Origin of the sequence: Niallia nealsonii (assembly GCF_002835805.1) — a bacterium.
GTDB classification, from domain to species: Bacteria; Bacillota; Bacilli; order Bacillales; family Cytobacillaceae; genus Niallia; species Niallia nealsonii.
In genome coordinates, this window is sequence record NZ_PISE01000001.1 from 1 (window position 1) to 25,130 (window position 25,130).

Here is a 25,130-nt window from a genome sequence, read left to right on the forward strand (position 1 = left end):
TCTCTTTTTTCAGTTATTACTCATTGAATATTGCTCCATATTCTTTGGCAAGCTGTTCTGTACTTTTGGTTGATTTTGTCACAAGTACTTTTGTTCCCACTGGAATAAAATCATATAAAGATTCAATGGCTTCATTTTGCATTCTTATACAGCCTAATGATACATATTGGCCAATAGATGCCGGATTATTTGTTCCATGAATGCCGTATGTTCTTCCATCGGTTTCTTTTGCATCTATGCCAATCCATCTTGTTCCTAATGGATTTTTCGGATCGCCGCCTTGAATATTTTTTTTCCGATAATACGGATTAATCGCTTTGACTGTGACAGTAAACAGACCTTCTGGTGTAAGGTCCCCACTTTTCCCTGTTGCTACACTAACAACCGTTTGCACTCTATTTTCATCTATAAAGGTTAATTCATTGCTGGTCTTGTTGATAATAATAAATGGATAGCCAGGAGCCGGATTTTCCCCCAATGGCCAAATTGGAGAAAGTACAATTAATATACAAGACAATAATTTCAGCATCATAACACCACTTTTTTAGCTGTTATTATTTGTAGCTTAAATTGATTTTATGTACCCTCTTCTTTTTATGTAGATATTAACTAAAAAAATCCTAATCTTTTATCGCATTTGCGCTTAAAAAGATTAGGATTTTTTTTATAGCATTTTCTCCAAAAATTCTTTTGCTCTTGGACTCTGAGGATTCGTAAAAAATTGTGCAGGAGTAGCATCTTCCACTACAATTCCTTGATCTAAAAATAATACTCTGTCTGCCGCTTCCTTTGCAAATCCCATTTCATGTGTGACAATCAGCATTGTAATGCCTGTATCTGCCAATGATTTCATTACTTCAAGCACTTCTTTGACCATCTCTGGATCAAGTGCTGAAGTTGGCTCATCAAATAATATCACTTCCGGATTCATCGCTAATGCTCTTGCAATGGCAACCCGCTGCTTCTGACCGCCAGATAAACGATTAGGATATTCATTTGCTTTATTTGCTAACCCTACTTTTTCCAAAAGTTCCATACCAGCTTTATCTGCAGCTTCTTTTGTCATGCCATTTACCTTTACCGGCGCATACGTAATATTTTGCAAAACTGTTTTATGTGGGAATAAATGAAAATGTTGAAAGACCATGCCGACATTTTCTCTTATTTTTTTTATATTTGCTTTTTTATCCGTTATTTCTACATCTTTAATAAAGATTTTTCCATCTGTTGGAACTTCCAATAAATTCAAGCAACGAAGAAATGTCGATTTCCCTGACCCTGATGGTCCAATAATCGTCACTACTTCTCCTTTTTTTATTTCCGTTGATATTCCTTTTAATACTTGCAGAGAACCAAAGGATTTATTTAAATGTTCTACCTTAATCACTTTTTCTCATTCTCCCTTCTAGAACTTTTGCGAGCATTGTTAAGATCATCACTAATACATAATAAATAAGTCCTGCTAAAATTAATGGTTCAAAATAGGAGTATTTTTCTCCACCCATGATATAAGCTCGTCTCATAATATCTGTTACACCAATTACAGTTACAATCGCAGACTCTTTTGTTAAGGATACTGCTTCATTTATCAGTGCAGGAAAAATATTTTTTAGAGCTTGTGGCAAAATTAAATCTAACATTGCTTGTCTGCTTGGCACTCCTAATGCCATGGCAGCTTCTTTTTGCCCTTTGTCCACCGCTAGGATTCCCGCACGAATAATTTCTGAAATATAAGCTGCTGAGTTTAATGCAAAAGAAATAATCGCTGCGACAGAAGGTTCAATTTCATAACCTGTTATTTGTGGAATTCCATAATAAATAAGCATTAATTGCAGCACAAGAGGCGTTCCTCTGAATATCGATGTATAAATATTCGCTATCCACGTAAGAACAGAGATATTGCTTATTTTAAATATTGATAAAATAATTCCTAAAATAAACCCTAGTATGCCTGCTATAAATACAATCTTTAATGTTACAACTATCCCCTGCAATAAAAAGGGGAGAGAAGGAATAAACTGCTGAAAATCCAACTCCATTCTTTAACAATCCTTTCAAATTTAGGTATAAACTGCGCTAAAAAGAAGAAAACGTTAAAGGGGTTGCACCTCAAACGTCTCTTCATTTTTTATTTAGTTGCCAAACCATTTTACAATTAATTTATCCAACTCGCCGTTTTCTTTCATTTTCTTCAGTTCTGCATTGAACTTGTCTGTTAACTCACTATCTTTAGGAAATGCAATGGCAGATCCAGCATCTTCATTCGCCTCTGCTGCATCAAAAGAAGCTAACTTATTATCTTTTGATAGATAGCCTTTTGCTACAACATCTTCAATAATTGCTCCATCAAATCTGCCTGCTTTAATTTCTTGAATTAATTCAGGAATCTTATCGCGTTTTTCAACTTTTACATCAACTGTTTTCGCAATTTCTTCTGCTGCTTCTGCTTGGATAGATCCTAATTGTACCCCAATTGTTTTTCCTTTTAAATCTTCCACGCTTTTAATATTGCTGTCTTTTGATGTTACGACTAAATCTTTTGCTGTGTAATAAATATCACTGAAATCTACGTTTTTCTTTCTATCAGGAGTTGGAGACATTCCAGAAAGAACTAAATCTACTTTACCTGATTTAAGTGCTTGAATTAAACCGCTAAATTCAAAATCTTGCACTTTAATTTCATAGCCTAATTTTTCGCCAAGAGCATTTGCTAAATCAATATCAAAACCAATAATCTCTTCACTTTTTGCTGAATCAATGTATTCAAATGGTTTATAGTCAGCTGATGTACCCATTATAAGCACTTTATCATCAGATTTAGAAGAAGATTTATCTTCTTTGCTTGTCCCAGTTCCACATGCTGCAAGTACTACTATCGATAACAGCAACATCGCTATTAATTTCTTCATAATATGATATCCTCCTATAATTTCTTAGATGTTGTATTTCTTTATTATTATGCGTTTTTTATTCTTTTTTCATAAGTTTTTCTATTTATATTCATACAACAATATGAATTTTAACACATACTAATAATTATTCAATACTATTTATACAAATTCAATAGAAAAAATAATATTTTTAAAAAACTAAATTATCAGACTTATTTTAATCATTAATAGCCGCATAACTAGCTATCCTTAGATAGAAGGAAAGACTGCCTTCTTGGTTTCATTTTTGACTCGTCTTCCTCTCCCTTAAGTGGCTGCAAAAGAAAAAAGATGCAAACAACTAATCGTCATTGTTTGCATCTTTTCTTTTTATTCATTTACTCTTTTAAGATAGCCCCCTTTAGCTGCTATACCAATAAATAAAGATTTTTCCTTCTTTTTATACAAATAATCTTATCCTTTTACTGCACCTGACGATAATCCGCTGACAAAATATTTTTGCAAGAATAGATAGAGGATTATGATAGGAAGTGCTGATAATAGAGAACCAGCTGCTACCCAGCCAATATTATTTGTATATTGAGAGAAGAAAGAAGATAAGGAAACCGTCATTGTTTTCATTTCAGGGCTTTGCAAGAAAAAGACGGAAAACTGATAATCATTCCACACATTCACTCCTGCTAAAATCGTAGCTGTCGCTGTAATCGGCTTTAACAATGGCATAATGATGCGGAAAAACAATCCAAATCTGCTCATTCCGTCCATCATAGCCGCTTCATCTAGTTCCACAGGAATGGAGCTGATAAATCCAGTAAATAAAAATATCGTCATTGGTAAATTAAAGGTTACATGCAAGAGAATAATCGACCAATAAGAGTTCATGCCGCCAATATCTACAATAAATTTATATAATGGCACTAATATTGTAAGAGGAGGAACAATTAGGGCCGAGATGAACAGTAAATACATAAATTTATTAAGACGAGTTTTATATCTAGCTAATGGATAAGAAGCAAATGCTCCAATAACAATGACTAAAATAATAGAAAATGCGGTAATAACAATATTATTAAAAAATGCCTGCCCTAAGTTTGCTTGCTCCCAAGCATTTTTAAAATTATCTAGATAAGAAAAAGATGGCAGAGACCATTTAGAACTAGGATCATCCATTGGTTTAAAACTAGTTGTGATTAGCAGATAAAAAGGAAAGATATGTGTGATGCCAATGATTGCCATTACAATAATTAACCATTTATTATTTTTTTTCATTATGCAATCTCCTTCTTTCTTAAATAAATAAGCGCGGTGATGCTTATTAAAGAGATTAATACAAAAGTAAGGTTTCCTAACGCAGAGGCATAGCCAGCATCTTGACTAGCAAAATAAATTTTATACATCATCGTGGATAAAGATTGAGAGGCATACCCTGGACCACCATTTGTTAATGCGACAATAACATCAAATAGTTTCAATCCACCAATTAAATTAAGAACAACATTGATTGTAATAGAAGGCATTAACATTGGCAGCGTAATATAACGGAATTTTTTAGAAGGAGATGCCCCGTCTAATTCTGCTGCTTCATAAAAGTCAGTAGGTATTGATTGCAAACCAGCTAAATAGATAACCATTGCAATTCCGATAAATTGAAATGTGTTAACAAAAGTAATAATCCATACATTTAATTCTGGATTTGCCAGTAGATTAAGTGGTTTATCTTGGAATAATAGAATAATATCGTTTAGTGCTCCTCCATCAAATTGAAAGAAAAAGTACCAAATATATCCCATAATTAATGGACTGATAATTGCTGGCAAATACACAATCGTTCTAACAATTCCTCTTGCTTTAATACTTTGATTAAGAAGGATCGCATAAAAAAGACCAATTAAGTTTTGAAATAACGTACTTCCAACACCATATATCAGCGTATTTTTAATAACGGTTCCGATATTAGGATCAGAGAGCATCCTTTTGTAGTTCTCCATGCCAACCCAACTAAAAGCTTGAGAATAGCCGTCCCAGTTAGTAAAGGAGATTTTTATGCCAGTAAAAAATGGATAAAAGATAAAAACACAAAATAACAGTAGTGCTGGGACATACATTAAATTAAGCCAAACGGGGGAACCCATACTTTTTCGTTTTTTTAATGTGTATTTCTTTTTCGCGGTCATTTGTATGTTTTTTTCATTTACAACAATCTTTTCCTCCATTTTATTCACATCCTTTTATTGATAGGAAAGCCATCCGCATTTACAGATAGCTTTCTTGAGTTTTTCCTACTATTTTTGTTGGCTTTTTAATCTTTCTACTTCTTTTTTCATATTTTTAGAGAACTGCTTTGGTGTAACAGATCCAGCAAGCAATTCTTGCCCTTGTGTACACAGAACATCCCACATGCCATTTGGAATATAAACTCGGTCAAAATAAGGGAAAACACGATTAGATTCATATTGCTCATAATATTTTGTCAATTCTCCTAAATCTGCATCAATATCCTTAATTCCTGCAGGTAACCCTGAAGCTTCAGCCATTAACTTTAAGTTTTCTGGTTTGGCAAAATAAGCAACATATTCTTTTGTTTCTTCTAGATGTTTCGAATCTTTCCATACAGCCATTGTGAATCTTTCACCACCAGAAAAGGCTGCTTCATCTCCTTCAACAATACTTGGCACCGGCATATAACCAATATTAATATCTGGATTCATTTCTTTTGATTGCAATACTGATTGTGGACCGTTCATGATAAAAGCAATTTTGCCTTCAGCAAATAATTTTGGCATATCGCTGTATTTTGCTGTAAGAACATCTTCGTTCATATATCCTTTATCAAACATTTCTTTGAATTTTTTTGGAAGGTATGTCCAGTTATTCCAGTCGAACTTGTCATTTAATAAATCATCTGCATAGTTTTTGTCAGCACTAATTAATAATGGTGTCGCAAAATAATCAAAAAATTGTCCAATGGATGAAGAATCTATTCCTGAAAAATAGAATGGAAGTACTTCTCCTTTACTTTCCTTTTTGATCTTTTCAGCAGCAGCCATTAATTCATCAAATGTTTTTGGCGCTTCAATTCCATATTTTTCTAGAATATCTACATTATATGTAATACCGTCTTTTGCTTCATTTAGCGGCAATGCATAAACTTTTCCATTGTCATCTGTCAGTATAGGCTTCATTGTGTCCGTTAATTTGGATGCCCATTCTTCATCCTTTAAATCAGCCAAATACTTGCCGTATCTATTTTGTGCCCATCCATGTGTGTCAAAAGCATCTGGTAGATCATTTGCAGCCATTTTAACCTTCATATTATTTTCATATCCTTGTCCGCCAAATGTAACTTCTACATCTACGTCTGGATTATCTTTTTCGAAATTTTCCGTTATCTTTGTAATAGCATCCTTCGCTTCTTGATCACTAGTAGAGCTGTAATAGCTTATTTTAATTTTGTCCCCTGAATCTCCACTAGTTGATTCACTGCTAGAACAGCCAAAAAGTGCAGTTGCCGATAAAACGGTGAAAATGGCTAAAGAAATACGTTTTTTCATCTAAAATCCCCCTATTCGTTTATCAAGCCTTTAAAGCCTGGAAAGGTAGAGAAACACTAATTTCTCTTTACATCTCCTTACGAAAAATTTTCTCACATCCCTAATTTTGTGAAATTTATTTTCTATACTTATATTCTACTATTTTTGTTAGCGTTTCCATATGCTATAATTCTACTGTGAAAGCGCTTATTTATAATATTCACGCCAAGATATTACACTTTTTAAAGGCATTCCTTATAAACTTATCCCTATATATTTAAAAATTTTTGCGAAATAGAGGAAAAAAGATGAACTTCACTTATTCTTTGCGGCTTAAATTAACGATTTTTTACTTTTTTATTATTGTTATTCCTGTATTGATTATCTCTTTTGCTATGCCCCGCTATTACCAATACTTGCTGGCAAAAGAGACAAAAAAGTTAACGGAAGATACGTTAACTTCATTAAGCAATAATATTCAATCCTACTTAGACGAACTATCAAGACTTACGATTACACCATACTTAAATGAGGATATTTTGTCTGCCATATCTAATGTTTCTTCCAATAATTATAAAAAGGCAGACCCTTCCATCCAATTAGCAGTTAATCGTGCATTATATAATACATTGCCAAAATACTTAGATTTCACGCGAGAAGAAGTACAAAGCATTTTACTAGTCACAACAAATGGGGCTCCATTTTTACAAACCCGCTTTAAAGATAATGTCGTTTCAAATTATGACTTTACTAGCCAAGATTGGTATATACGTGCACAAGAGAATAATGGAAAAGTTGTCTTTATTCCACCACATTTTCAAAAATATATAGAAGGAGAAACCCAAAAAAAGGTAATTTCTGCTGCACGCTTAATTAGAGATCCCATTTCCCAAAAACCCCTTGCTGTTTTATTGGCAGATGCGGATAATTCAGCATTTGAAAAGCTCTTTCGCGGCATCGACTTTAACAATAAAGGTTCTATTATGACCGTTATGGATAGCAGCGGTGAATTATTTTTTTCTAGCAAAGATATAAGTAATTCCATTAAAAAAGATATATTTGCCAACAAAAAAAATATCCAAGTAAATGACCATTCTTACACCACGGTTTCAAAAGTAATAAAACCAGGAAATTGGAAAATTATTGTTTTATTATCAAATAAAGAATTGGCAGCAAAAACTCGATTGTTGTTTATTATTGGAGCCATATTTGCATGTATAGGATTTATTGTCACCTTTTTCCTTTTTTATTTTCTATCGAATTGGATTATTCGTCCATTTAAAGACATGGTTCAAGTAATGGAAAAGGTAGAGAAAGGAAATTTTGATGTAAGTTTGGCCATTCAGGGAACGGATGAAGTTGCTCAGCTGAAAAAAGCATTTAATTCAATGATTTTCCAAATTAATGATTTAATTAATCGTGAATATCGGGCTGTTTTAAATCAGCGTAATGCGGAATTTAAAGCACTCCAATCACAGATTCAGCCCCATTTTTTATATAACACACTTAATGGCTTTATTGGTTTAAATAGAATAGGAGATAAAAAAACATTAGAGCGTGCTATTCTTTCTTTGAGCTCCATGCTCAGATATAGTCTCCATCATTCAAATGAGGCAACGATTGCCGATGAATTTTCCTTTCTAAAGCAATATTGCCTTCTGCAGAAACTACGCTTTCAAGATCGAATGGAAGTGGAAATTTATTGTGAGGAAGGTGCTGCCAATTTAATGATTCCCAAACTGCTTTTGCAGCCTTTTGTAGAAAACAGCATTATCCATGGCATCGAACCAAGCGATCATTGTTGTAAAATATGCATTTCTGCTCAAATAATAGAAAAGGAAACACAAAAGTACTTGCAAATTATTATTTCCGATAACGGCATAGGATTCAATTTGAATAAAACGAAAGAAAAACAAAGCATTGGCTTATCTAACAGTCAAGAACGGCTAAAACTTTTTCAACCAGAATCTCTTCTAGTGTTAAAAAGCGAAATTGGCGCGGGCACTACAATTACCATTGAGATCTTACAAGGAGAGTGGCAAAATGAAAGTGCTGATTATTGATGATGAATTTTTAGTGAGAGCAGGTTTAAAGAGCATGCTTGAAGAGCTGAGTATTTCTTCCTTACAGATAATAGAAGCCGCCAATGGAAAAGAAGCATTGCAATTATTAAAAAAAGAGCAGCCTGATTTAGTATTTATCGATATTCAAATGCCAAAACTTAATGGGCTAGAGGTCATTCAAAAAACAAAAGAATCTTTGCCCCAAACAGCATGGATTATTCTAACAGGCTATGCTGAGTTTTCTTATGCACATGCAGCTTTAAAACTTGGAATCGAAGATTATTTATTAAAGCCAGTCAGCATCGAAGAGTTAGAGCGGGCCATCGACAAAAGACAGATGGAAAATGCCAAATACTACATAGAACAAAATATTCAATTTGAAAATGAACTAATCCGTGTCATCAATGGCTTATCCTCCTTTCAAGAAAATACAACTAATTCTGCCTTACAAGAAAGCAATTTTTTATGTTCTGTTTTTTTTCTAGACAGTCATCTGGAAGAAAAGCAAATTACCAAAACATTACAGCAGTTTTCTCATTCTCTTAAGCTATTAAGTTATGACTTTATCGGGAAGAACGCAAATATAGCGATTTTCACCTTATCTACCGGAGAGTTAATAACAGTTGGAGCCTGGAATGAAAACAAAAAACAAGGAAAAAAAAGCATCGAAGCATATTTTGCTAACATACAGGAGTTGTTAGAAGCATACAGAAGTAATTCTTTTGCCATAACAACCATTCAAAGTACACAATGCCATCCAATTTATGAAATTAATATGCCTGTTGCAAGCATTTTGCAACTGTCTCCTTTACGAATCATAATGGGAATTAATCGATATTGGAAATCAGATGCGTATGCCAACAATCATCCAAACTATTATGAACTATGCAAAAGTATTTTAACCCTTAAAGATTATTTTAAAGAAAAAAATTACTTGCTGTATATGAAAGTAGTTGGAGATCTAGAAAATTATATTTCCTCTTTAACAATAGATCCAATATTAAAAAGTAATATTGCCTTATTTATTAATAGTTCGATGAATTGCAGACTTTCTGCCGCGGAATCTCTAGACAGATGGATACATAAATTAAAAGAGTTTGGAGAAGAAATGCTTGTTTCTGCTAACCAAGAAAAAAACCAACCAGATCTTATTAAACTAGCCATTAGCTACATCGACGAAAATTATATGCATAATATCGGAATCGGGCAAATTGCAGAACTCCTTCAAGTAACACCAAATTACTTAAGTACTCTTTTTCATAAAAAAACAGGCACTACCTTTACTAAATATATAACCAATACCAGAATACTAAAAGCAAAAGAATTATTGCTTAATCCATCCAAAAAGGTGCAAGAGGTTGCAGAAACAGTCGGCTATTTTAGCACAAGACATTTTACGAAGCTGTTTACGGAAATAGTCGGCTGCTATCCATCGGAATATCGCAATCAGCTAAAAAATAATTCTTTAAAATAGATGCCCCTAAAAAAACAGGACATAGAAAAGCTGCACCCCAATTGTTAATTGTGTCTAACAATTGGGGCGCAGTTCAACATCCCTTTGTCCTGTTTTTTGTGAGCATATTTAATCTGTGCTATTTAAGCCTCTTGGCAGTATTCATTAAACGCCTGTTGCAGTTTTTCAACTACTTGTACTGGATCATGGCCTTCGATTTCATGTCTTTCAATCATTGTTTGTATTTGTCCATCTTTTAATAGAGCAAATGATGGAGAAGATGGTGCATATCCAGTAAAATAAGAGCGAGCCTTTTCTGTTGCTGCTTTATCTTGGCCTGCAAAAACAGTGACAAGCTGATTCGGCAATTGATTATGCTGCAAAGAAAATTTTGCTGCCGGACGAGCAATTCCTCCTGCGCAGCCACAAACTGAATTTACCATAACTAGTGTAGTACCTTTTTGAGAAAGCTTTTCTTCTACTGCTTCTGGTGTTGTCAACTCTTCATAACCAGCTGCTACTATTTCTTCTCGTGCTTGACGCACTACATCATTCATAAATAAATTAAAATCAATATTCATCGTCTATCTCCTTTTAATTGTTTATTTTTCTATCGTAAATATATATCCAATATGCTTAAACTTTTTTGTCTTTCTTCATTATTATCAATATAAAAGAAATTTTCAACAAATATGTTTTAATAGCGGGCAGCAGTGGTAATTAACTACTATACAACATGATTTATCTTCTTAAGAAGTGTCAGGCTATAGACTAATTAACTCCTCTTTGCTCTTGAACTAGCAATCGGGCTTTTACGGACAGTCGACTCCCAACTAGAATTCTCGTTTCTTCTCCTAATCCTTTAGGTAGCCGTTAATGCCGGATAAACAATTATCTACTAGCCTGACTGACCTACCTAATAATTAATAGATAGGAGTAGTATCCTCATTTATATTCTCCAATATTTCTTTTACTCTTTGCAAAAATCTTCCGCAAACCAGTCCATCTAATACCCGATGATCAAGCGACAAACAGAGATTAACCATATCGCTGATCGCAATCATGCCATTTTTTATTACAGGACGTTTTACAATCGATTCAACTTGCAGAATAGCACTTTGAGGTTGGTTAATAATTCCCATGGATTGAATAGATCCAAATGAACCTGTATTATTTACCGTAAAGGTGCCTCCTTGCATATCCTCGACCGTTAATTTGCCTGTACGTGCTTTCTTAGCAAGTTCTGTTATTTCCCTGGCAATTCCTTTAATCGATTTTTCATCAGCATGGCGAATTACTGGAACAAATAAAGAATCTTCGGTTGCAACTGCGATGGAAATATTAATATCTTTTTTGCGGACAATTTTGTCTCCTGCCCACGTAGAATTAAGTTCTGGAAATTCTTTTAGTCCTCGTGCTACTGCTTTTACAAAAAATGCAAAAAACGTTAAATTAAATCCTTCTGCCGTTTTAAATGAATCTTTTATCTTATTGCGGTAGTTGACTAAACTTGTCACATCCACTTCTATCATTGTCCAAGCATGGGGAATCTCATGTTTACTTTTTTGCATATTGGCAGCAATCGCTTTACGCACAGGTGTTATCGGGATTTCTATATCGCCATTGCTTGTTGGAATTTGCTTTAACTCCTGCTTATTTGACACAACTGCTGGCACATCAGAAATTTTTGTATTTTCGATTGTTTCTGTTTGGGGTTCTGTTTGAAAAACAGCAGATGTACCTTCTTTGATTGCCCGCAATACATCTTTTCTTGTAATCCGGCCGCCTCCACCAGTTCCATTGATTTTATTTAAATCAAGTCCTGCTTCTTGTGATAATTTTAAAACAGCAGGAGAATATCTTTGTTTATTTTCTCCAGCACTTTTGGCTGGTTCTTTTTTCTCTTCTTCTTTTGCAGATTCTGAAGGGAGAGCACTTATTTTTCCATCCTCTACTTCCATTGTGCAGATCACTTCTCCTACTTGCACTGTTTCATCTTCGTTAACAAGCAGTTCAGAAATAACCCCTGTAAAGGAAGACGGTATTTCTGCACTAACCTTATCTGTTAAAACTTCTGCCAATGGTTCATATTTTTTGACTTTATCGCCCACTGCTACTAACCATTTTTGAATTGTACCTTCCGTTACACTTTCCCCTAATTTGGGCATCGTTATTTTTTCCCTGGACATTCTAATCCCTCCTTCTTTTTAGAATTCTGCCAGTTTTCTCATTGCCTTTTCTACTTTATCTGGATTCACTAAAAAATACTTTTCCATTGTCGGCGCATATGGCATGGCTGGTATTTCGTCTCCAGCAAGACGCATAATCGGAGCATCTAGCTCGAATAAACAATGCTCTGCGATAATCGCAGATACTTCACTAATAATGCTTCCTTCTTTATTGTCTTCTGTAATAAGCAATACTTTCCCTGTTTTAGAAGCCGCTTCGATAATGGCTTCTTGATCAAGAGGATACACCGTTCTTAAATCCAGAACATGTACTGAAACTCCGTCTGCTGCTAATTTTTCTGCTGCTTGCAGCGCAAAATGCACACATAAACCATATGTAATAACAGTAATATCTTCTCCTTCTCGTTTCACGTCTGCTTTTCCGATTGGCAGTACATAGTCACTTTCTGGAACTTCCCCTTTAATTAAACGATAGGCACGTTTATGTTCAAAAAACAATACTGGATCTGGATCACGTATGGCCGCTTTTAATAAACCTTTTACATCATATGGAGTGGATGGCATGACAATTTTTAGTCCTGGTGTATTGGCAAACATTGCTTCAACCGACTGAGAATGATACAGTGCTCCATGAACACCGCCGCCATATGGTGCACGAATAACAATTGGGCATGTCCAATCATTATTGCTTCGATAGCGGATTTTTGCTGCCTCTGAAACAATTTGGTTAACTGCTGGCATAATAAAATCTGCAAATTGCATCTCTGCAATCGGTTTTAGCCCATACATCGCAGCCCCAATGCCAACCCCTGCAATAGCAGATTCAGCAAGTGGTGCATCAATCACTCTCATCTCGCCAAATTGTTCATATAACCCTTGCGTCGCTTTAAATACTCCTCCTTTTACTCCAACATCTTCCCCAACTATAAATACTTTCTCGTCTCTTTCCATTTCTTCACGAATAGCCATAGTAACGGCATCAATATAAGATATTACCGCCATTTAATTCCCTCCTTCATTCCCGTATACATATTTAAGCGCATCTTCTGGATTAGCATATGGTGCATTTTCTGCATATTCTGTTGCTTCATCAATAATAACTGTCATTTTATCGTTCATCTCTTTATCTTTTTCTTCTGTTAAAACACCGACACTTACTAAATATTCTTTAAAAGTAATGACTGGATCTTTTGCTTTTGCTTCTTTTACTTCTTCGCGAGTCCGATATGGTCTATCATCATCATCCGAGGAATGGGGCGTCAGGCGGTATGATACGGTTTCAATTAATGTAGGGCCTTCGCCTTTTCTTGCCCGATCAACTGCTTCTTTTGTTACTCGATATACTTCAATTGGATCGTTTCCATCGACAGTATATCCTGGCATTCCATACCCAATAGCACGATCAGAAACATTTACGCACGCTAACTGTTTCTCAATCGGAACAGATATTGCATATTTATTATTTTCACACACAAAAATAACCGGCAATTTATGTACACCTGCAAAGTTTGCACCTTCATGAAAATCTCCTTGATTGGAAGAGCCTTCTCCAAAGCTGACATATGTGACAAAATCTTTTTTTTCTATTTTTCCGGCGAGGGCAATCCCTACTGCATGAGGCACTTGGGTAGTAACAGGAGAAGATCCTGTTACAATTCGATTCTTTTTCTGCCCAAAATGTCCTGGCATCTGTCTTCCTCCAGAATTTGGGTCTTCTGCTTTAGCAAAACCAGATAACATAATATCTTTTGTTGTCATGCCAAATGTCAGCACAACTCCTAAATCTCGATAATACGGAAGGATATAATCCTTTTCATTATCAAAAGCAAATGCTGATCCTACTTGTGCTGCTTCTTGTCCTTGACAGGAAATAACAAAAGGAATTTTCCCTGCTCTATTTAATAACCACATTCTTTCATCTATTCTTCGTGCAAGCAGCATTTTTTCATACATTGAAAGCACTTGTTCATCTGTTAATCCTGCTTCTTTATGGCGATTTACGACCATTTTGAAACCTCCTAAATTATCGTTATTTGCTAGTTATGACTAATAAGTGACCATTCTTCTCCCTTCAGAATAATGTTTCAGCTACAAGTCATTTTTTCATTTTTTTCCATTTAAATTTTAAAATGTTTTCGTATAGATTGTTGCTATTTAACATCTGCAGGCTGAATATACTTCGCTTTCCGCGGATAGACGCCTCAACCGCTTCGTCGTTTTACTCCTGCTCACGCCTATTCTGTCTCGCTAATCCGGCAGGAGTCTCACGCCTTCCGCTCCAATCAACATAGTTCTATAAAATCAACAATGGAATTTAACATAGCCTATTCGAAAGCAATAAACTTTTAGAAAACAGCCAAAAATTTTTACCCATGAATGGCATTTCCATCAACTGCTAATGCCGCTTCTCCAATTGCTTCTGATAAAGTAGGATGGGCATGAATGGCTGCACCTATTTCCCATGGCGTTGCATCTAGCACACTGGCAAGTGCGGCTTCTCCAATCATATCAGTAGCATGAGGACCAATAATATGTATACCTAATAGGTCGTCTGTATTTTTATCTGCAATAATTTTCACAAATCCTTCATGTTTCCCGTAAACTAGAGCTTTGCCGATTGCCTGAAAAGAAAACTTTCCTTTTTTTATTGTATAGCCTTGTTTTGCTGCTTCTTCTTCTGTAAAACCAATGCTTGCAACTTCTGTGCTTGTATAAATGCATTTTGGCACCTTATTATAATCAAACTCCTTTGGATTTAGGCCTGCTATATGCTCTACTGCAATAATTCCTTCATGTGAGGCAACATGAGCAAGCTGCAATCCTCCGATGCAATCGCCAATCGCATAAATATGACTTTCTTTGGTTTGATAAAAAGAATTGGTTGCAATAACTTGATTATCTGTTGCGATATCTGTATTTTCCAATCCAAGTCCTTCAATATTGGCAGCACGTCCAACAGAAACTAATAATTTTTCTCCTTCAAAAGAAAGCTTTTGTTCCTTTTGAAGTGCTTTTATCGTGACCGCTCCATCTATATTTAATGTTTCTGGCAACACATTTGCACCAGTGAAAATTTTTACGCCTTTTTTCTCCAGTACTTTTTGCAGCTCTCTCGAAATCTCTTGATCTTCTGTTGGAATTAGTCTATCTGCATATTCAAGGAGCGTGACCTCTACTTCAAAATCAGCAAGCATGGATGCCCATTCTACCCCTATTACCCCACCGCCGACAATAATAATGGACTTTGGCAATTTTTCCAGTTGCAGCGCCTCTTCTGAACTAATCACCTTATTGCCGTCTATTGGTAATCCTGGCAAACTTTTTGGACGAGAACCTGTGGCAATAATTACATTTTTAGGGATAAGCATTTCATTTTCTTGACCATTGTTCATTTCAACCGAAATTGTTCCTGGAATTGGAGAAAAGATGGATGGCCCCAATATTCTGCCTGTTCCTTCATAAACATCAATTTTCCCTTTTTTCATTAAATAGTTCACACCATTATATAACTGTTCGATAATATTGTTTTTTCGTGCTTGTACTTTGCCAAAGTCTATGCCAATATCTTTTGTGATAATACCAAAGTCATTAGCATGTTTAGCTGTACGGTAGACCTCCGCGCTTCTAAGCAATGCTTTGCTCGGTATACATCCTTGATGCAGACAAGTTCCACCTAGTTTTCTTTTTTCTACAATAGCTGTTTTCAGACCTAATTGAGAGGCACGGATGGCTGCAACATATCCACCTGTTCCACCACCTAAAATAACTACATCATATTCATTTGCCATCAAATTCACCCTTCTTTTTTTCATTTCACCTAAAGGCGAGTTATGCCATTTTCCTATTTAAAAATCTATTTTTACATAAGTCCATATTTTTCTAATTTATAATATAAATTCCGCACAGATAACCCTAATGTTTTGGCCGTGAGTGTTTTATTGCCATCCTGTTTTTTTAATGTATTTTCAATAATTACTTTCTCATATTTTTCTACTAATAAAGACAAAGGAGCTTCTTCATTTATTTCAGGTATATATTCTTCGCTTATTGCGTTTTCACACTGAAATTTAAAATGTTTTTTTTCCAGTTTTCTATCCTCTTTTTCGAGAGAAATCATCGCCAATTGGATAACTGCCTTCAACTCTTTTATATTGGAACAAAATTCATGTTGCAAAAGCAGTTCATAAACAGATTGGTCAATTTCATCTACATGGCGACTGCACGTTTGATTCAGTTCGTTCGTAAAATACTCTATTAACTGAGGAATATCTTCTGAACGTTCTTTTAATGATGGCAAATGCATGCAAAATTTGTTTAATTCATAATATAAAGCTTCTATGAACTGTCCCTTTACCATTTGCTTTTCCAAATTTTCCGATGATCCTGCAATAATCCTAATGCGATTATTTTTATTTTTTAAATTTTTTTCCGTTAAAAAGGCAAGCAGTTTTTTTTGCAGCTCTAAAGGTAGCTTGCCGATTTCATCAAAGTATAAAGTGCCTTGGAAAGATTCTGTTTCCTCTTTACTATTATCACCATCATTTTTAAAGTATAAAAATTCTTCTACTAATTTTTCGTTCATTTTTATACAGGAAACGTTCTTAAATATATTACCTTTTTGGCTGCTCTCATGATGAATGGCAGATGCAAACATTTTTTTTCCTGTTCCTGATTGCCCTCTAATAAGAACGGATGTTTCTACCGTACTTGCTAACATTGCCTGCTGATAAGAAAGTTTCATAGCAGCTGATTGGCAGATTATATCTGAAAATGTATAGTTTGCTTCTGCCGCTTCATAAAAATAGTGCATGCAAAGAAATTCTTTGGCAGCAGCAATCAACTTTTCATATGTAGGAACTAAATGAATATGGCCTTCTATCAGATGGGGGGATGCAGCTGTTTTCTTTCCAAATAACGGCAGTGAGCTATTCATTTTTTCTTTTGCATCGATAGAAAAAAGAGTTTCTGCAATATTTTGCAAATCTATATGAAGAAACACTTCCATCCCAACTGTTTTATTGTTGCTAGCATCTATAGATTTCGGTAGCAATAAACAAAGGACACCAATTATTTTGCCATGATGATCGATGGGAATACTGTAAGCAGCTAGCTGACATCCATCCTCAAACAATAACTTGTCCATTTCTGTTTTTCTTGTTTCTAGCACTGTCATTAAAGAGCTATTAGGCCATATTTCCTGCAATTGTTTTTTATATAATTTTTTATTTCCCAAATCAATCCTCTGCATTGCTGCATCATTAGAAAAAATAACATGGCCTAATTGGTCGGTTATTAATAAGCCACCCTGTATTTCATTAAATATCTGTTTAAGATAGAAGGAATGCTGCATGCTGCAAAAGCCTCTTTTCACATAATTTTCTCACTTAACCGTGCAAATTATTTCATAGTTATACTATAATCTTCTTTTTATCATTATGCAATTTTTTTCTAGCTATCCTAATTTTCTGTTTTATCTTTTCTAGTACACAAAAAAATCGTTAAATAAAAAACATGTAATTGGCAAGAAGGCACTGAAAAACTTAGTGACTTTTATCTTTATTATTTGATATATACAAAAAGTCCACTTTAGTCTCCATGGAGAACTAAAGTGGACTTTTCCCTTGTCAATCTTCCCAATTTAACAAAATAATATATTACTCCCCTCGTCTCCTACGGGATTAACGAGACAGATGAGCTCTGCCCGAAGCGGCATCCCCGTGGAAAGCGAATGGTAAGCCTCGGAAAATACATCTATCTATTGATTAAAAGACTCTTTCTCTACTTATCTTCACTAACTTCCCTCTTTCAGTACCCTCATTGACTATGTAGGCTTGTATCATGGGGCAAAATCATTTAGTATGCTTTTGGCAAGAGATGGGTCATCAGTAATAAGGGCCGAAATACCACTGCTTGCAAATAATTTCATTTTTTTTGGATCATTTACCGTATACGCTCTAACCTTGATGCCAAAACTCTCTGAGTTTCTAATAAATTCTTTGTTTACGAGACGCTGATTAGGATGAATTCCATTTGCTTTTATTGCTTTTGCGTACATCCATGGTCGATAAATGCCATCAGAGAATAAAAGCGCGGTTTCGATTGTTGGGTCTATTTGATTGCATAGCACCATACTGTAATGATTAAAGGAAGAAAAAATAATCTGAGTTTCAAGTCCATATTGCCGAATAAGTTCGATCGTTTTTTCTTCCATCTCTTTATAAGGAAGTTTATTATTTTTAAATTCAATATTACAGATTATGTTTGTTTGCTTCATCCATTCAAAAAATTCATGAAGTGAAGGAATTTGCATCTTTTGCCCATTTCCATTATATTTAGAGGCAGCATCCAATGTTCTTATATCTTTGTAGAGATAATCTTTTACATAGCCTGATCCATTGGTTGTTCTATCCACTTTTTCGTCATGAATAATAACTAATTCTCCATCTTTTGTCATTTGGATATCTAATTCAATACCATCAGCACAGACCTTTTCTGCCTGTTGAAAGGAGATCATCGTATTTTCTGGGAATTTTGCTGAATATCCACGATGGGCAAAAACTAGTGACATTCTGACACATCCTAACATTTTTTATAGGGGGAAATCATTTGAAACCTTTACAACTATCACCTGATACGGCACTGAAACTTGCTGAAAAGCTTCAAGTTCCTTTAGAACAGCTTATGCATATGCCCCAGCATATATTGGTGCAAAAATTAATGGAATTAGAAAAAGAAAAGCAATAATTAATAATCTACTATAACTTGCAAAATATTTTTGAAGTTTATGATATAACAAAATATCATTTTATTTATTCCGTTTTGCATTTTTATCCGGCAGTAACGGGCAGTAAAACCCCCACTGATTGAAGTTTCACTTTATAAACTGGCTGGACTTTTTCCTCAACAAGTTCAGTCTTTTTTATTGGCTGTTTTCGTAGAGATTGTATGTAAAAAAACAACGAACTTTAAGAAAACAGCCTTTTTATTTTCCTAAAACTTCTTTACAGATTACCCCTATTACACAAAATAAAAACAGACACCAGGTCATTTCCTGGTGTCTGTTTGTACATTTTTCTAGTTATTAAGCTTTAGTAACGTTAGCTGCTTGAGGTCCACGTTGACCTTCTTCTATATCAAAATTAACTTCTTGACCTTCGTCTAATGTTTTGAAACCTTCAGTTTGGATAGCGCTGAAATGTACGAATACATCTTGTCCTTCAGAAGATTCGATGAATCCGAAACCTTTTTCTGCGTTAAACCATTTTACTTTACCTGTAGCCATGTTTGTTTTCCTCCTATGTGCAATTTGCACAATTAAATAATTCACTATCCTTGCTCTTTTTGTATAAAAGATGTATCTTCTAACTTCGAACAAAAATAATTCTTCTTTATAGTAACAGGTTCTGCTTAAGAAAGCAAATATTTACAGCATAATAATTAAAATACTATTATTTGCTTCTACTTGACTTTACTCTTCCTCTTAAAACTGGAGCAAAAATCATTCTAACAACCATAGTTTAATGCACAGCCATTTTTAAAATGAACAAACAAAAAACCTCTTTAATGGGCAGGGCTTTATTTTTTTGCCTTTTTTGGGGTAGCGTCAGGAAAATGCAGATTTACAACGCTAAGGAAATTTCCACCCATAAAAAAAGCCAATTTCAAGGAATCGACTTTTAAACTAAAGCCCCTGATAGTTTAAGTAAAATCCTTCCCAATCTCTTCTACACCTTAATATAACCCCAATCCCTTAAATGTGTTGCTCCAGAATCTGATTTAATTACAAAAGACGCCTTCTTATTAAAGAAAAGCGCCCTATAATGGAATAGCTCCTGAACTCCTAACAGCAAGTTTAGTTAAAGTATTTTTAATCCCATTGTTATCCTAAAACTACGCTTTTTGTTTTATAAGGGATACAAACAACATTACTTCTTCTAATATTTCTTTATCTCTTTTACAATAGTTCGTTCCACTAATAATTGATAAAAATAAATAACGATTGCTGTTACAACTGACAATATGTAAAAATGTTTTGGTCGCATTTTCTTGAATTCGAATACTCCAACTTTAGTAAAAAACTTTGCGATAGGAAATGCAAGAAGATAATCCAGTACAATATTTAATGTTAAGTACTTTATAAAGCTGCCGTACGTTAATTTAAATACCCAAATAGTTGTTATAAAAAACAAGCCTAAAAGGTAAGAGAAATCTAAACGATAATTTGGAAATAAAGCATTTTTCACTTTCCACCACTTACGTCTATCAGCAATTTCGCCTAACAAACTAAAGATATAGCCAATAAAAGTTGCGACTGGAAGAAAGCGAACAAAAGGATTTTTCCCTAGCAATGGAGTAGTTAACCAAGGAATAACTAATGTACTAAATGATAAAGCCTTTCTTTTATTAATCATAAGAGCCCTCACAAGATACAATTTATTATTTATTATTCCCTTTTGTTCAGAAGTTTTATTCCATTTATAGGTGGGAATAAATAATCACTACTGGAAAAACGGTCATGATACTGTAACCAACGTTTTAAGTCACTGGACATTTTAAAAGAAAAATATACGTATCGTTGCTGCTTGTTTTTGGTATTTTTAATTAAAATGGCCTTGTTCTTAAAATCAATATCTTCAGGCTTTAGTGACAAGCATTCTGAAATTCTCATTCCTGTATCCAGTAATAAACGAGTAATCATCCAATTTCGATAACCATGAAAAAGTTGCTGTATCAAATTGATGTAATACTTTAACTAGGTCTTCATTACTCAATAATTGTTTTTGTTTCCGCACTGGTTTAATATTCTGGATATTTTCAACTGGGTTTACTTTTATTTCACGTTCCACTTTGTATAAGTAATTAAAAACACTTTTAAATTGCGTAAATAATTTGCCACCGTTGTATCACTTATGGGCTTGTTATAATCATTCCTATGGTCAGGATGGTTCACTTTTAAAGAAGCATCGTCTGTCGCAACTGTATACTTTCCACGTTCACGTAGGTACTTAATGTAATGCCTAATATGTGCCGACTTCACTTTGCTAACTTCATTAATTTGGAACTTTTCTTCTATGTACAAAATAAATAAACGCAAAGTCTGTTCATAACTTCTCATTGTTTTTTTCGATGAATTTTCACTTGCACAATACAGCATAAAATTATCCATTTGCAATTCCATATCAGATAACAACAAAAAAAGACACCTTCTTTTACTAGTAAATTTACATACCAATAAAAGAAAATGTCCTTCGGTAAACAAACGATTTATTTATAGGTTCAAAAAGAAGTTTATCGGTCATCTTACATTAGATAACAATAAATGGATAACAACTACTAACCCAGTCATATCAAGCCTTCTATCTCTTTCAAGAAGCCTTATGTTCCAGCCTCAGCTTATCTGCGACAATTGCGATAAATTCAGAATTTGTTGGTTTCGCTTTACTCATACTGACTGTATAGCCGAAAAGAGAAGAAATAGAATCGATATTGCCTCTAGACCATGCTACTTCTATTGCATGTCGGATTGCCCGCTCTACTCTGCTTGCAGTTGTATTATATTTTTTCCCGATATCTGGATATAGCACTTTTGTTATAGATCCTAATAATTCAATATCATTGTATACCATGGAAATCGCTTCTCGTAAATACAAATAGCCTTTAATATGTGCCGGCACACCAATTTCATGAATAATGCTTGTAATGCTTGCATCTAAATTTCGCGGTCTGGAATCTTGCTGCTGACTTCTATAGCTTGTTTGGCTTTTTCTAATAAACCCATTTGATTTTCCGCTTACTTGGCGGATATGGCTTGCTAAATGATCCATATCAAATGGTTTTAGAATAAAATAAGATGCTCCTAAGTCTACTGCCTTTTTTGTTACATCTTCCTGGCCAAATGCGGTTAGCATAATAACATTTGGCATAGCGACAGATTTTCTCTCTCTCATGCGCTCTAGCACCGCTAATCCATCTAAATGAGGCATAATAATATCTAATATCATAACATCTGGTTCGATTTCCTCAATAAGCTCTAAGCATTCCTGTCCATTATGCGCAACTCCCACTACTTCCATATCTTCCTGACTTCCTATATACTCTTCTAATAAACCAACTAATTCTCTATTATCATCAACAATACATACTTTTATCTTCTTCACTAATGATTTCCTCCTCGAATCCAGCATCACTTCTATATATTATTCTAATATGACTAGTTCGACAAAGTAACTAAAATTCCTTTGAATTTATTAAAAAATGTTACAAAAGGATGAAAATCTTAATTTTCCTCCTGTTTTCTTTAAAATTCGACCATATTCGATATTTACCATTTTTCTCCAAAACATTGTCGAAACATCATGATATAAACATCCTTATTATACTCTACAACGAATAAATAGTACTCTTTTTTCATCATTTTCCTTTTTTTATAAACATCTTTTTCAGACAGTACTTTTTCATATTTATCCAATTAGGGAAAAAAATTATGACGAAATGATGAATATTTTCTTGTTGTAAAACAGATTCTTACGTTATTATTATAGATGGACTTTCATTATGTTTTTTACTTCTATTAATTAGTGCAACAGAAAGGATTTTTTTATGGAAAATGTTACAAAAGAAGTGCAGTCTACTCGTAAAGTGCTTTGGCAGCTTACAAGACCACATACATTAACGGCCTCGTTTGTTCCTGTTTTGATTGGAACTGTACTCGCAATGCAATATGTCAATTTAAATATAAGTTTATTTATAGCAATGCTGCTTGCATGCTTGTTTATTCAAATTGCAACTAATTTGTTTAATGAGTATTACGATTTTATTAGAGGTTTAGATACGGAAGACTCCGTAGGAATTGGCGGTGCTATTGTTCGCCATGGAATGAAACCAAAAACAGTTCTGCAACTTGCTTTATTTTTATATGGCATTTCTTTAATGCTTGGCATTTATATTTGCGCAAGCTCCAGCTGGTGGATTGCTCTTATAGGATTATTTGGAATGGCCATTGGTTACCTTTATACAGGAGGCCCACTTCCTATAGCTTATACGCCTTTTGGAGAAATTTTTTCTGGAATTTGCATGGGCTCCCTCTTTATTTTAATTTCCTTTTATATCCAAACAACTAATATTACTATAGAAAGCATTCTTATTTCCATACCTATTGCTTTTTTAGTTGGAGGAATTAATTTAGCGAATAATATTCGAGATATTGAAGAAGATACATTGGGAGGCCGCAAAACAATCGCTATTTTAATTGGTTTTGATAAAGCAGTTGCTTTGCTTGGAGCGCTTTTCGCTTTATCTTATCTATGGATTATTGTCCTTATTTTATTTGGAAGTTTAAGCCCGTGGCTCCTTATCGTTTTATTGAGTGTAAAAAAACCAATACAAGCAATCAAAGGCTTTAAAGGGGATAAAAATCAAACACCAATTGCAATGAAATCAACAGCATTAACAAATACTATTTTTGGATTTTTATTATGCATCGGTTTATTGCTGCAATATATTACTTCATAAAAAAAGCGCTGACTAGAGCGCTTTTTTTTATGAAGCTTTTTGTTTTGAATTTTCATAAATATTAATTCCCGCTTCATCTAACATCCATTCTATATGAACGCCATAACCGCTAGTTGGATCATTAACAAATACATGGGTAACCGCTCCAATTACTTTGCCATCTTGAATGATTGGGCTGCCGCTCATTCCTTGGACAATTCCTCCTGTTTTTCTTAATAATTCTTTATCTGTCACTTTAATGACTAAACCTTTTGTAGCTGGAAATTTTTGCGGCACAGAACTGACTACCTCTATATCAAATAGCTTCACTTTATCATCATCTACAACTGTTAATATTTGTGCTGGCCCCTCTTTTACTTGATCAGATAAAGTAATAGGCATTGGTTTGTCCATAATTCCATTCGTTAATTGTTTGTTTAACTCTCCAAAAATTCCGAAAGCACTATTTGTCGTAATATTTCCTATCACTTCTCTATCTGAAGAAAAACGGGCTAATTTTTCGCCAGGGTTGCCGCTTGACCCCTTTTCAATACTTGTAACAGTTGATCGTACAATTTCGCCATCATCCACTACTATAGGTTTTTTTGTATCCATATCCGAAATAACATGTCCTAATGCGCCATACTTTTTTGAAGCTGGATGATAAAAAGTCATAGTTCCTATTCCAGCTGCCGAGTCTCTTATATATAAACCTAATTTATAAGAATTATCTCCTTTTTCTTTTAATGGAATAAGTTTTGTTTTAATTTCGTCATTTTCTCTTCTAATGGTTATATCAAGTCCATCTCCTGAAGTTCCTGCATTTTGTACAAAAGGTGCTACATCTGACATTTTTTCAATCTTTTCGCCATTTATCTCTGTAATTAAATCTCCCACTTTAATTCCTGCTTTTTCTCCTGGGGATGCTTTTCCTTCTTCTGTATTCACTTGATGATGCCCTACTACCAATACGCCAACAGTATTTAATTTTACTCCGATAGATTGTCCACCGGGAATAACTTTAAAATCTTTTATTACATTCACATCTACTTTTTTTACTGGAAAACCTGCCAATTCTAACACTACACCATTTTTCCCGTATTCTTTGCCATGTAAAGATAACTTCTTTTCATCTTGGCTAAGAGCAACTACTGCATTATCATCCGATAATTTTGCTGTAACAGGAAGAGCAGCATCTAATGTTACTTCTTGGTTCTCAAATACCGTTATATTTTTAGGTATATGAATATATTCTTGAAAGGGTTTATTAAAAGCTAAAGAAATTAATGAAACAAGGAGAATTCCACCAATTATTTTTCTAAGGAAGTCACTTTTCAAACCATTCACTCTCCTCGCTTCTTGTTCACCACTTTTTTGGCTACACCTATAATTTTGCCTGCAAATAGAGCATTTATAACTGTAAAATCTTTATAAAACCCTCTCTATCTATGCACAACTAGTAAATTCCGACAAAAAGGTGATAGTAAACCGCTGTTCATCAAGTTTCCATTTTA

At 34.3% G+C, this 25,130-nt stretch carries 24 protein-coding genes; 4 read left to right on the forward strand and 20 right to left on the reverse strand.

Annotation, left to right across the window (positions count from 1 at the left end; translation table 11 throughout):
• Positions 1-16: 16 nt before the first annotated feature.
• The 7 genes from CWS01_RS00005 to CWS01_RS00035 all read right to left on the reverse strand — a co-directional run bounded on the left by CWS01_RS00005 (position 17) and on the right by CWS01_RS00035 (position 6,442).
• Positions 17-529: a L,D-transpeptidase gene (locus tag CWS01_RS00005; RefSeq protein WP_101174930.1), complete on the reverse strand. Its 513-nt coding sequence runs from the start codon at positions 527-529 to the stop codon at positions 17-19.
• A gap of 135 nt (positions 530-664) precedes the next feature.
• On the reverse strand, positions 665-1,387 hold the full coding sequence (locus CWS01_RS00010; protein ID WP_101174931.1) for an amino acid ABC transporter ATP-binding protein: 723 nt from the start codon (positions 1,385-1,387) through the stop codon (positions 665-667).
• A complete protein-coding gene (locus CWS01_RS00015) occupies positions 1,380-2,039 on the reverse strand; it encodes an amino acid ABC transporter permease (protein ID WP_101174932.1) in 660 nt (219 codons plus the stop codon). Before CWS01_RS00015 ends, CWS01_RS00010 begins: the two co-directional genes overlap by 8 nt.
• Before the next feature lie 93 nt (positions 2,040-2,132).
• On the reverse strand, positions 2,133-2,909 hold the full coding sequence (locus tag CWS01_RS00020; RefSeq protein ID WP_101174933.1) for a transporter substrate-binding domain-containing protein: 777 nt from the start codon (positions 2,907-2,909) through the stop codon (positions 2,133-2,135).
• A gap of 435 nt (positions 2,910-3,344) precedes the next feature.
• Positions 3,345-4,160: a carbohydrate ABC transporter permease gene (locus tag CWS01_RS00025; protein WP_101174934.1), complete on the reverse strand. Its 816-nt coding sequence runs from the start codon at positions 4,158-4,160 to the stop codon at positions 3,345-3,347.
• Positions 4,160-5,065, reverse strand: a complete 906-nt coding sequence (locus CWS01_RS00030; protein WP_101175038.1) for a carbohydrate ABC transporter permease — start codon at positions 5,063-5,065, stop codon at positions 4,160-4,162. The genes CWS01_RS00025 and CWS01_RS00030 overlap by 1 nt, the downstream gene beginning before the upstream one ends.
• Before the next feature lie 108 nt (positions 5,066-5,173).
• A complete protein-coding gene (locus tag CWS01_RS00035) occupies positions 5,174-6,442 on the reverse strand; it encodes an ABC transporter substrate-binding protein (RefSeq protein WP_101174935.1) in 1,269 nt (422 codons plus the stop codon).
• 287 nt (positions 6,443-6,729) lie between these two features.
• Here CWS01_RS00035 and CWS01_RS00040 point away from each other — a divergent pair, with 287 nt between their 5' ends.
• Together CWS01_RS00040 and CWS01_RS00045 are read left to right on the forward strand one after the other, a co-directional pair.
• Complete coding sequence (locus CWS01_RS00040) at positions 6,730-8,484, forward strand: sensor histidine kinase (protein ID WP_101174936.1); 1,755 nt, start codon at positions 6,730-6,732, stop codon at positions 8,482-8,484.
• Entirely contained in the window at positions 8,465-9,958 is a 1,494-nt protein-coding gene (locus CWS01_RS00045; protein WP_101174937.1) for a response regulator transcription factor, read from the forward strand. The genes CWS01_RS00040 and CWS01_RS00045 overlap by 20 nt, the downstream gene beginning before the upstream one ends.
• Before the next feature lie 122 nt (positions 9,959-10,080).
• On the opposite strand, the gene CWS01_RS00050 is transcribed toward CWS01_RS00045, so the two are convergent.
• From CWS01_RS00050 to CWS01_RS00080, 7 genes are all read right to left on the reverse strand, one after another.
• Entirely contained in the window at positions 10,081-10,518 is a 438-nt protein-coding gene (locus CWS01_RS00050) for a BrxA/BrxB family bacilliredoxin (RefSeq protein WP_101174938.1), read from the reverse strand.
• A gap of 342 nt (positions 10,519-10,860) precedes the next feature.
• Complete coding sequence (locus CWS01_RS00055; protein WP_101174939.1) at positions 10,861-12,126, reverse strand: dihydrolipoamide acetyltransferase family protein; 1,266 nt, start codon at positions 12,124-12,126, stop codon at positions 10,861-10,863.
• A gap of 18 nt (positions 12,127-12,144) precedes the next feature.
• The gene (locus CWS01_RS00060; protein WP_101174940.1) at positions 12,145-13,128 is read right to left on the reverse strand and encodes an alpha-ketoacid dehydrogenase subunit beta; all 984 of its coding nucleotides are present in this window, start codon (positions 13,126-13,128) and stop codon (positions 12,145-12,147) included.
• Complete coding sequence (locus CWS01_RS00065; protein ID WP_101174941.1) at positions 13,129-14,133, reverse strand: thiamine pyrophosphate-dependent dehydrogenase E1 component subunit alpha; 1,005 nt, start codon at positions 14,131-14,133, stop codon at positions 13,129-13,131.
• Between the two features lie 359 nt (positions 14,134-14,492).
• Positions 14,493-15,914, reverse strand: coding sequence for a dihydrolipoyl dehydrogenase (lpdA, locus tag CWS01_RS00070; protein ID WP_101174942.1), 1,422 nt, complete (start codon positions 15,912-15,914; stop codon positions 14,493-14,495).
• A gap of 71 nt (positions 15,915-15,985) precedes the next feature.
• A complete protein-coding gene (locus CWS01_RS00075) occupies positions 15,986-17,497 on the reverse strand; it encodes a sigma 54-interacting transcriptional regulator (protein ID WP_168714345.1) in 1,512 nt (503 codons plus the stop codon).
• A 465-nt stretch (positions 17,498-17,962) separates the two neighbouring features.
• Positions 17,963-18,694 carry a glycerophosphodiester phosphodiesterase gene (locus CWS01_RS00080; RefSeq protein WP_101174944.1) on the reverse strand — a complete coding sequence of 244 codons (732 nt, stop codon included), beginning with the start codon at positions 18,692-18,694 and terminating at the stop codon, positions 17,963-17,965.
• Positions 18,695-18,732: 38 nt separating this feature from the next.
• On the opposite strand from CWS01_RS00080, the gene CWS01_RS00085 reads away from it, so the two are divergent.
• Positions 18,733-18,870, forward strand: coding sequence for a YycC family protein (locus CWS01_RS00085; protein WP_101174945.1), 138 nt, complete (start codon positions 18,733-18,735; stop codon positions 18,868-18,870).
• Positions 18,871-19,207: 337 nt separating this feature from the next.
• Here the strand turns inward: CWS01_RS00085 and CWS01_RS00090 are convergent, their stop codons facing one another.
• The 5 genes from CWS01_RS00090 to spo0A form a co-directional block, all read right to left on the reverse strand.
• The gene (locus CWS01_RS00090; protein ID WP_101174946.1) at positions 19,208-19,408 is read right to left on the reverse strand and encodes a cold-shock protein; all 201 of its coding nucleotides are present in this window, start codon (positions 19,406-19,408) and stop codon (positions 19,208-19,210) included.
• A gap of 652 nt (positions 19,409-20,060) precedes the next feature.
• A complete protein-coding gene (locus CWS01_RS00095; protein WP_101174947.1) occupies positions 20,061-20,537 on the reverse strand; it encodes a hypothetical protein in 477 nt (158 codons plus the stop codon).
• Between the two features lie 32 nt (positions 20,538-20,569).
• Positions 20,570-20,860, reverse strand: a complete 291-nt coding sequence (locus tag CWS01_RS22825; protein ID WP_268877027.1) for a tyrosine-type recombinase/integrase — start codon at positions 20,858-20,860, stop codon at positions 20,570-20,572.
• A gap of 96 nt (positions 20,861-20,956) precedes the next feature.
• Positions 20,957-21,319: a site-specific integrase gene (locus CWS01_RS22830; RefSeq protein ID WP_235851942.1), complete on the reverse strand. Its 363-nt coding sequence runs from the start codon at positions 21,317-21,319 to the stop codon at positions 20,957-20,959.
• 172 nt (positions 21,320-21,491) lie between these two features.
• Positions 21,492-22,283, reverse strand: a complete 792-nt coding sequence (gene spo0A / locus CWS01_RS00105; protein ID WP_101174948.1) for a sporulation transcription factor Spo0A — start codon at positions 22,281-22,283, stop codon at positions 21,492-21,494.
• 442 nt (positions 22,284-22,725) lie between these two features.
• Here spo0A and CWS01_RS00110 point away from each other — a divergent pair, with 442 nt between their 5' ends.
• Entirely contained in the window at positions 22,726-23,637 is a 912-nt protein-coding gene (locus tag CWS01_RS00110) for a 1,4-dihydroxy-2-naphthoate polyprenyltransferase (RefSeq protein WP_101174949.1), read from the forward strand.
• Between the two features lie 27 nt (positions 23,638-23,664).
• Here CWS01_RS00110 and spoIVB read toward each other — a convergent pair whose 3' ends face one another.
• The gene (spoIVB, locus tag CWS01_RS00115; protein ID WP_101174950.1) at positions 23,665-24,954 is read right to left on the reverse strand and encodes a SpoIVB peptidase; all 1,290 of its coding nucleotides are present in this window, start codon (positions 24,952-24,954) and stop codon (positions 23,665-23,667) included.
• Positions 24,955-25,130 lie beyond the last annotated feature (176 nt).

Coding starts and splice junctions, on each gene's coding strand:
- CWS01_RS00005 (WP_101174930.1), bottom strand. CDS start 529: ATGCTGAAATTATTGTCTTGTATATTAATTGTACTTTCTCCAATTTGG.
- CWS01_RS00015 (WP_101174932.1), bottom strand. CDS start 2,039: ATGGAGTTGGATTTTCAGCAGTTTATTCCTTCTCTCCCCTTTTTATTG.
- CWS01_RS00020 (WP_101174933.1), bottom strand. CDS start 2,909: ATGAAGAAATTAATAGCGATGTTGCTGTTATCGATAGTAGTACTTGCA.
- CWS01_RS00025 (WP_101174934.1), bottom strand. CDS start 4,160: ATGAAAAAAAATAATAAATGGTTAATTATTGTAATGGCAATCATTGGC.
- CWS01_RS00030 (WP_101175038.1), bottom strand. CDS start 5,065: ATGACCGCGAAAAAGAAATACACATTAAAAAAACGAAAAAGTATGGGT.
- CWS01_RS00035 (WP_101174935.1), bottom strand. CDS start 6,442: ATGAAAAAACGTATTTCTTTAGCCATTTTCACCGTTTTATCGGCAACT.
- CWS01_RS00040 (WP_101174936.1), top strand. CDS start 6,730: ATGAACTTCACTTATTCTTTGCGGCTTAAATTAACGATTTTTTACTTT.
- CWS01_RS00045 (WP_101174937.1), top strand. CDS start 8,465: ATGAAAGTGCTGATTATTGATGATGAATTTTTAGTGAGAGCAGGTTTA.
- CWS01_RS00050 (WP_101174938.1), bottom strand. CDS start 10,518: ATGAATATTGATTTTAATTTATTTATGAATGATGTAGTGCGTCAAGCA.
- CWS01_RS00055 (WP_101174939.1), bottom strand. CDS start 12,126: ATGTCCAGGGAAAAAATAACGATGCCCAAATTAGGGGAAAGTGTAACG.
- CWS01_RS00060 (WP_101174940.1), bottom strand. CDS start 13,128: ATGGCGGTAATATCTTATATTGATGCCGTTACTATGGCTATTCGTGAA.
- CWS01_RS00065 (WP_101174941.1), bottom strand. CDS start 14,133: ATGGTCGTAAATCGCCATAAAGAAGCAGGATTAACAGATGAACAAGTG.
- lpdA (WP_101174942.1), bottom strand. CDS start 15,914: ATGGCAAATGAATATGATGTAGTTATTTTAGGTGGTGGAACAGGTGGA.
- CWS01_RS00080 (WP_101174944.1), bottom strand. CDS start 18,694: ATGTCACTAGTTTTTGCCCATCGTGGATATTCAGCAAAATTCCCAGAA.
- CWS01_RS00090 (WP_101174946.1), bottom strand. CDS start 19,408: ATGGCTACAGGTAAAGTAAAATGGTTTAACGCAGAAAAAGGTTTCGGA.
- CWS01_RS00095 (WP_101174947.1), bottom strand. CDS start 20,537: ATGATTAATAAAAGAAAGGCTTTATCATTTAGTACATTAGTTATTCCT.
- CWS01_RS00110 (WP_101174949.1), top strand. CDS start 22,726: ATGGAAAATGTTACAAAAGAAGTGCAGTCTACTCGTAAAGTGCTTTGG.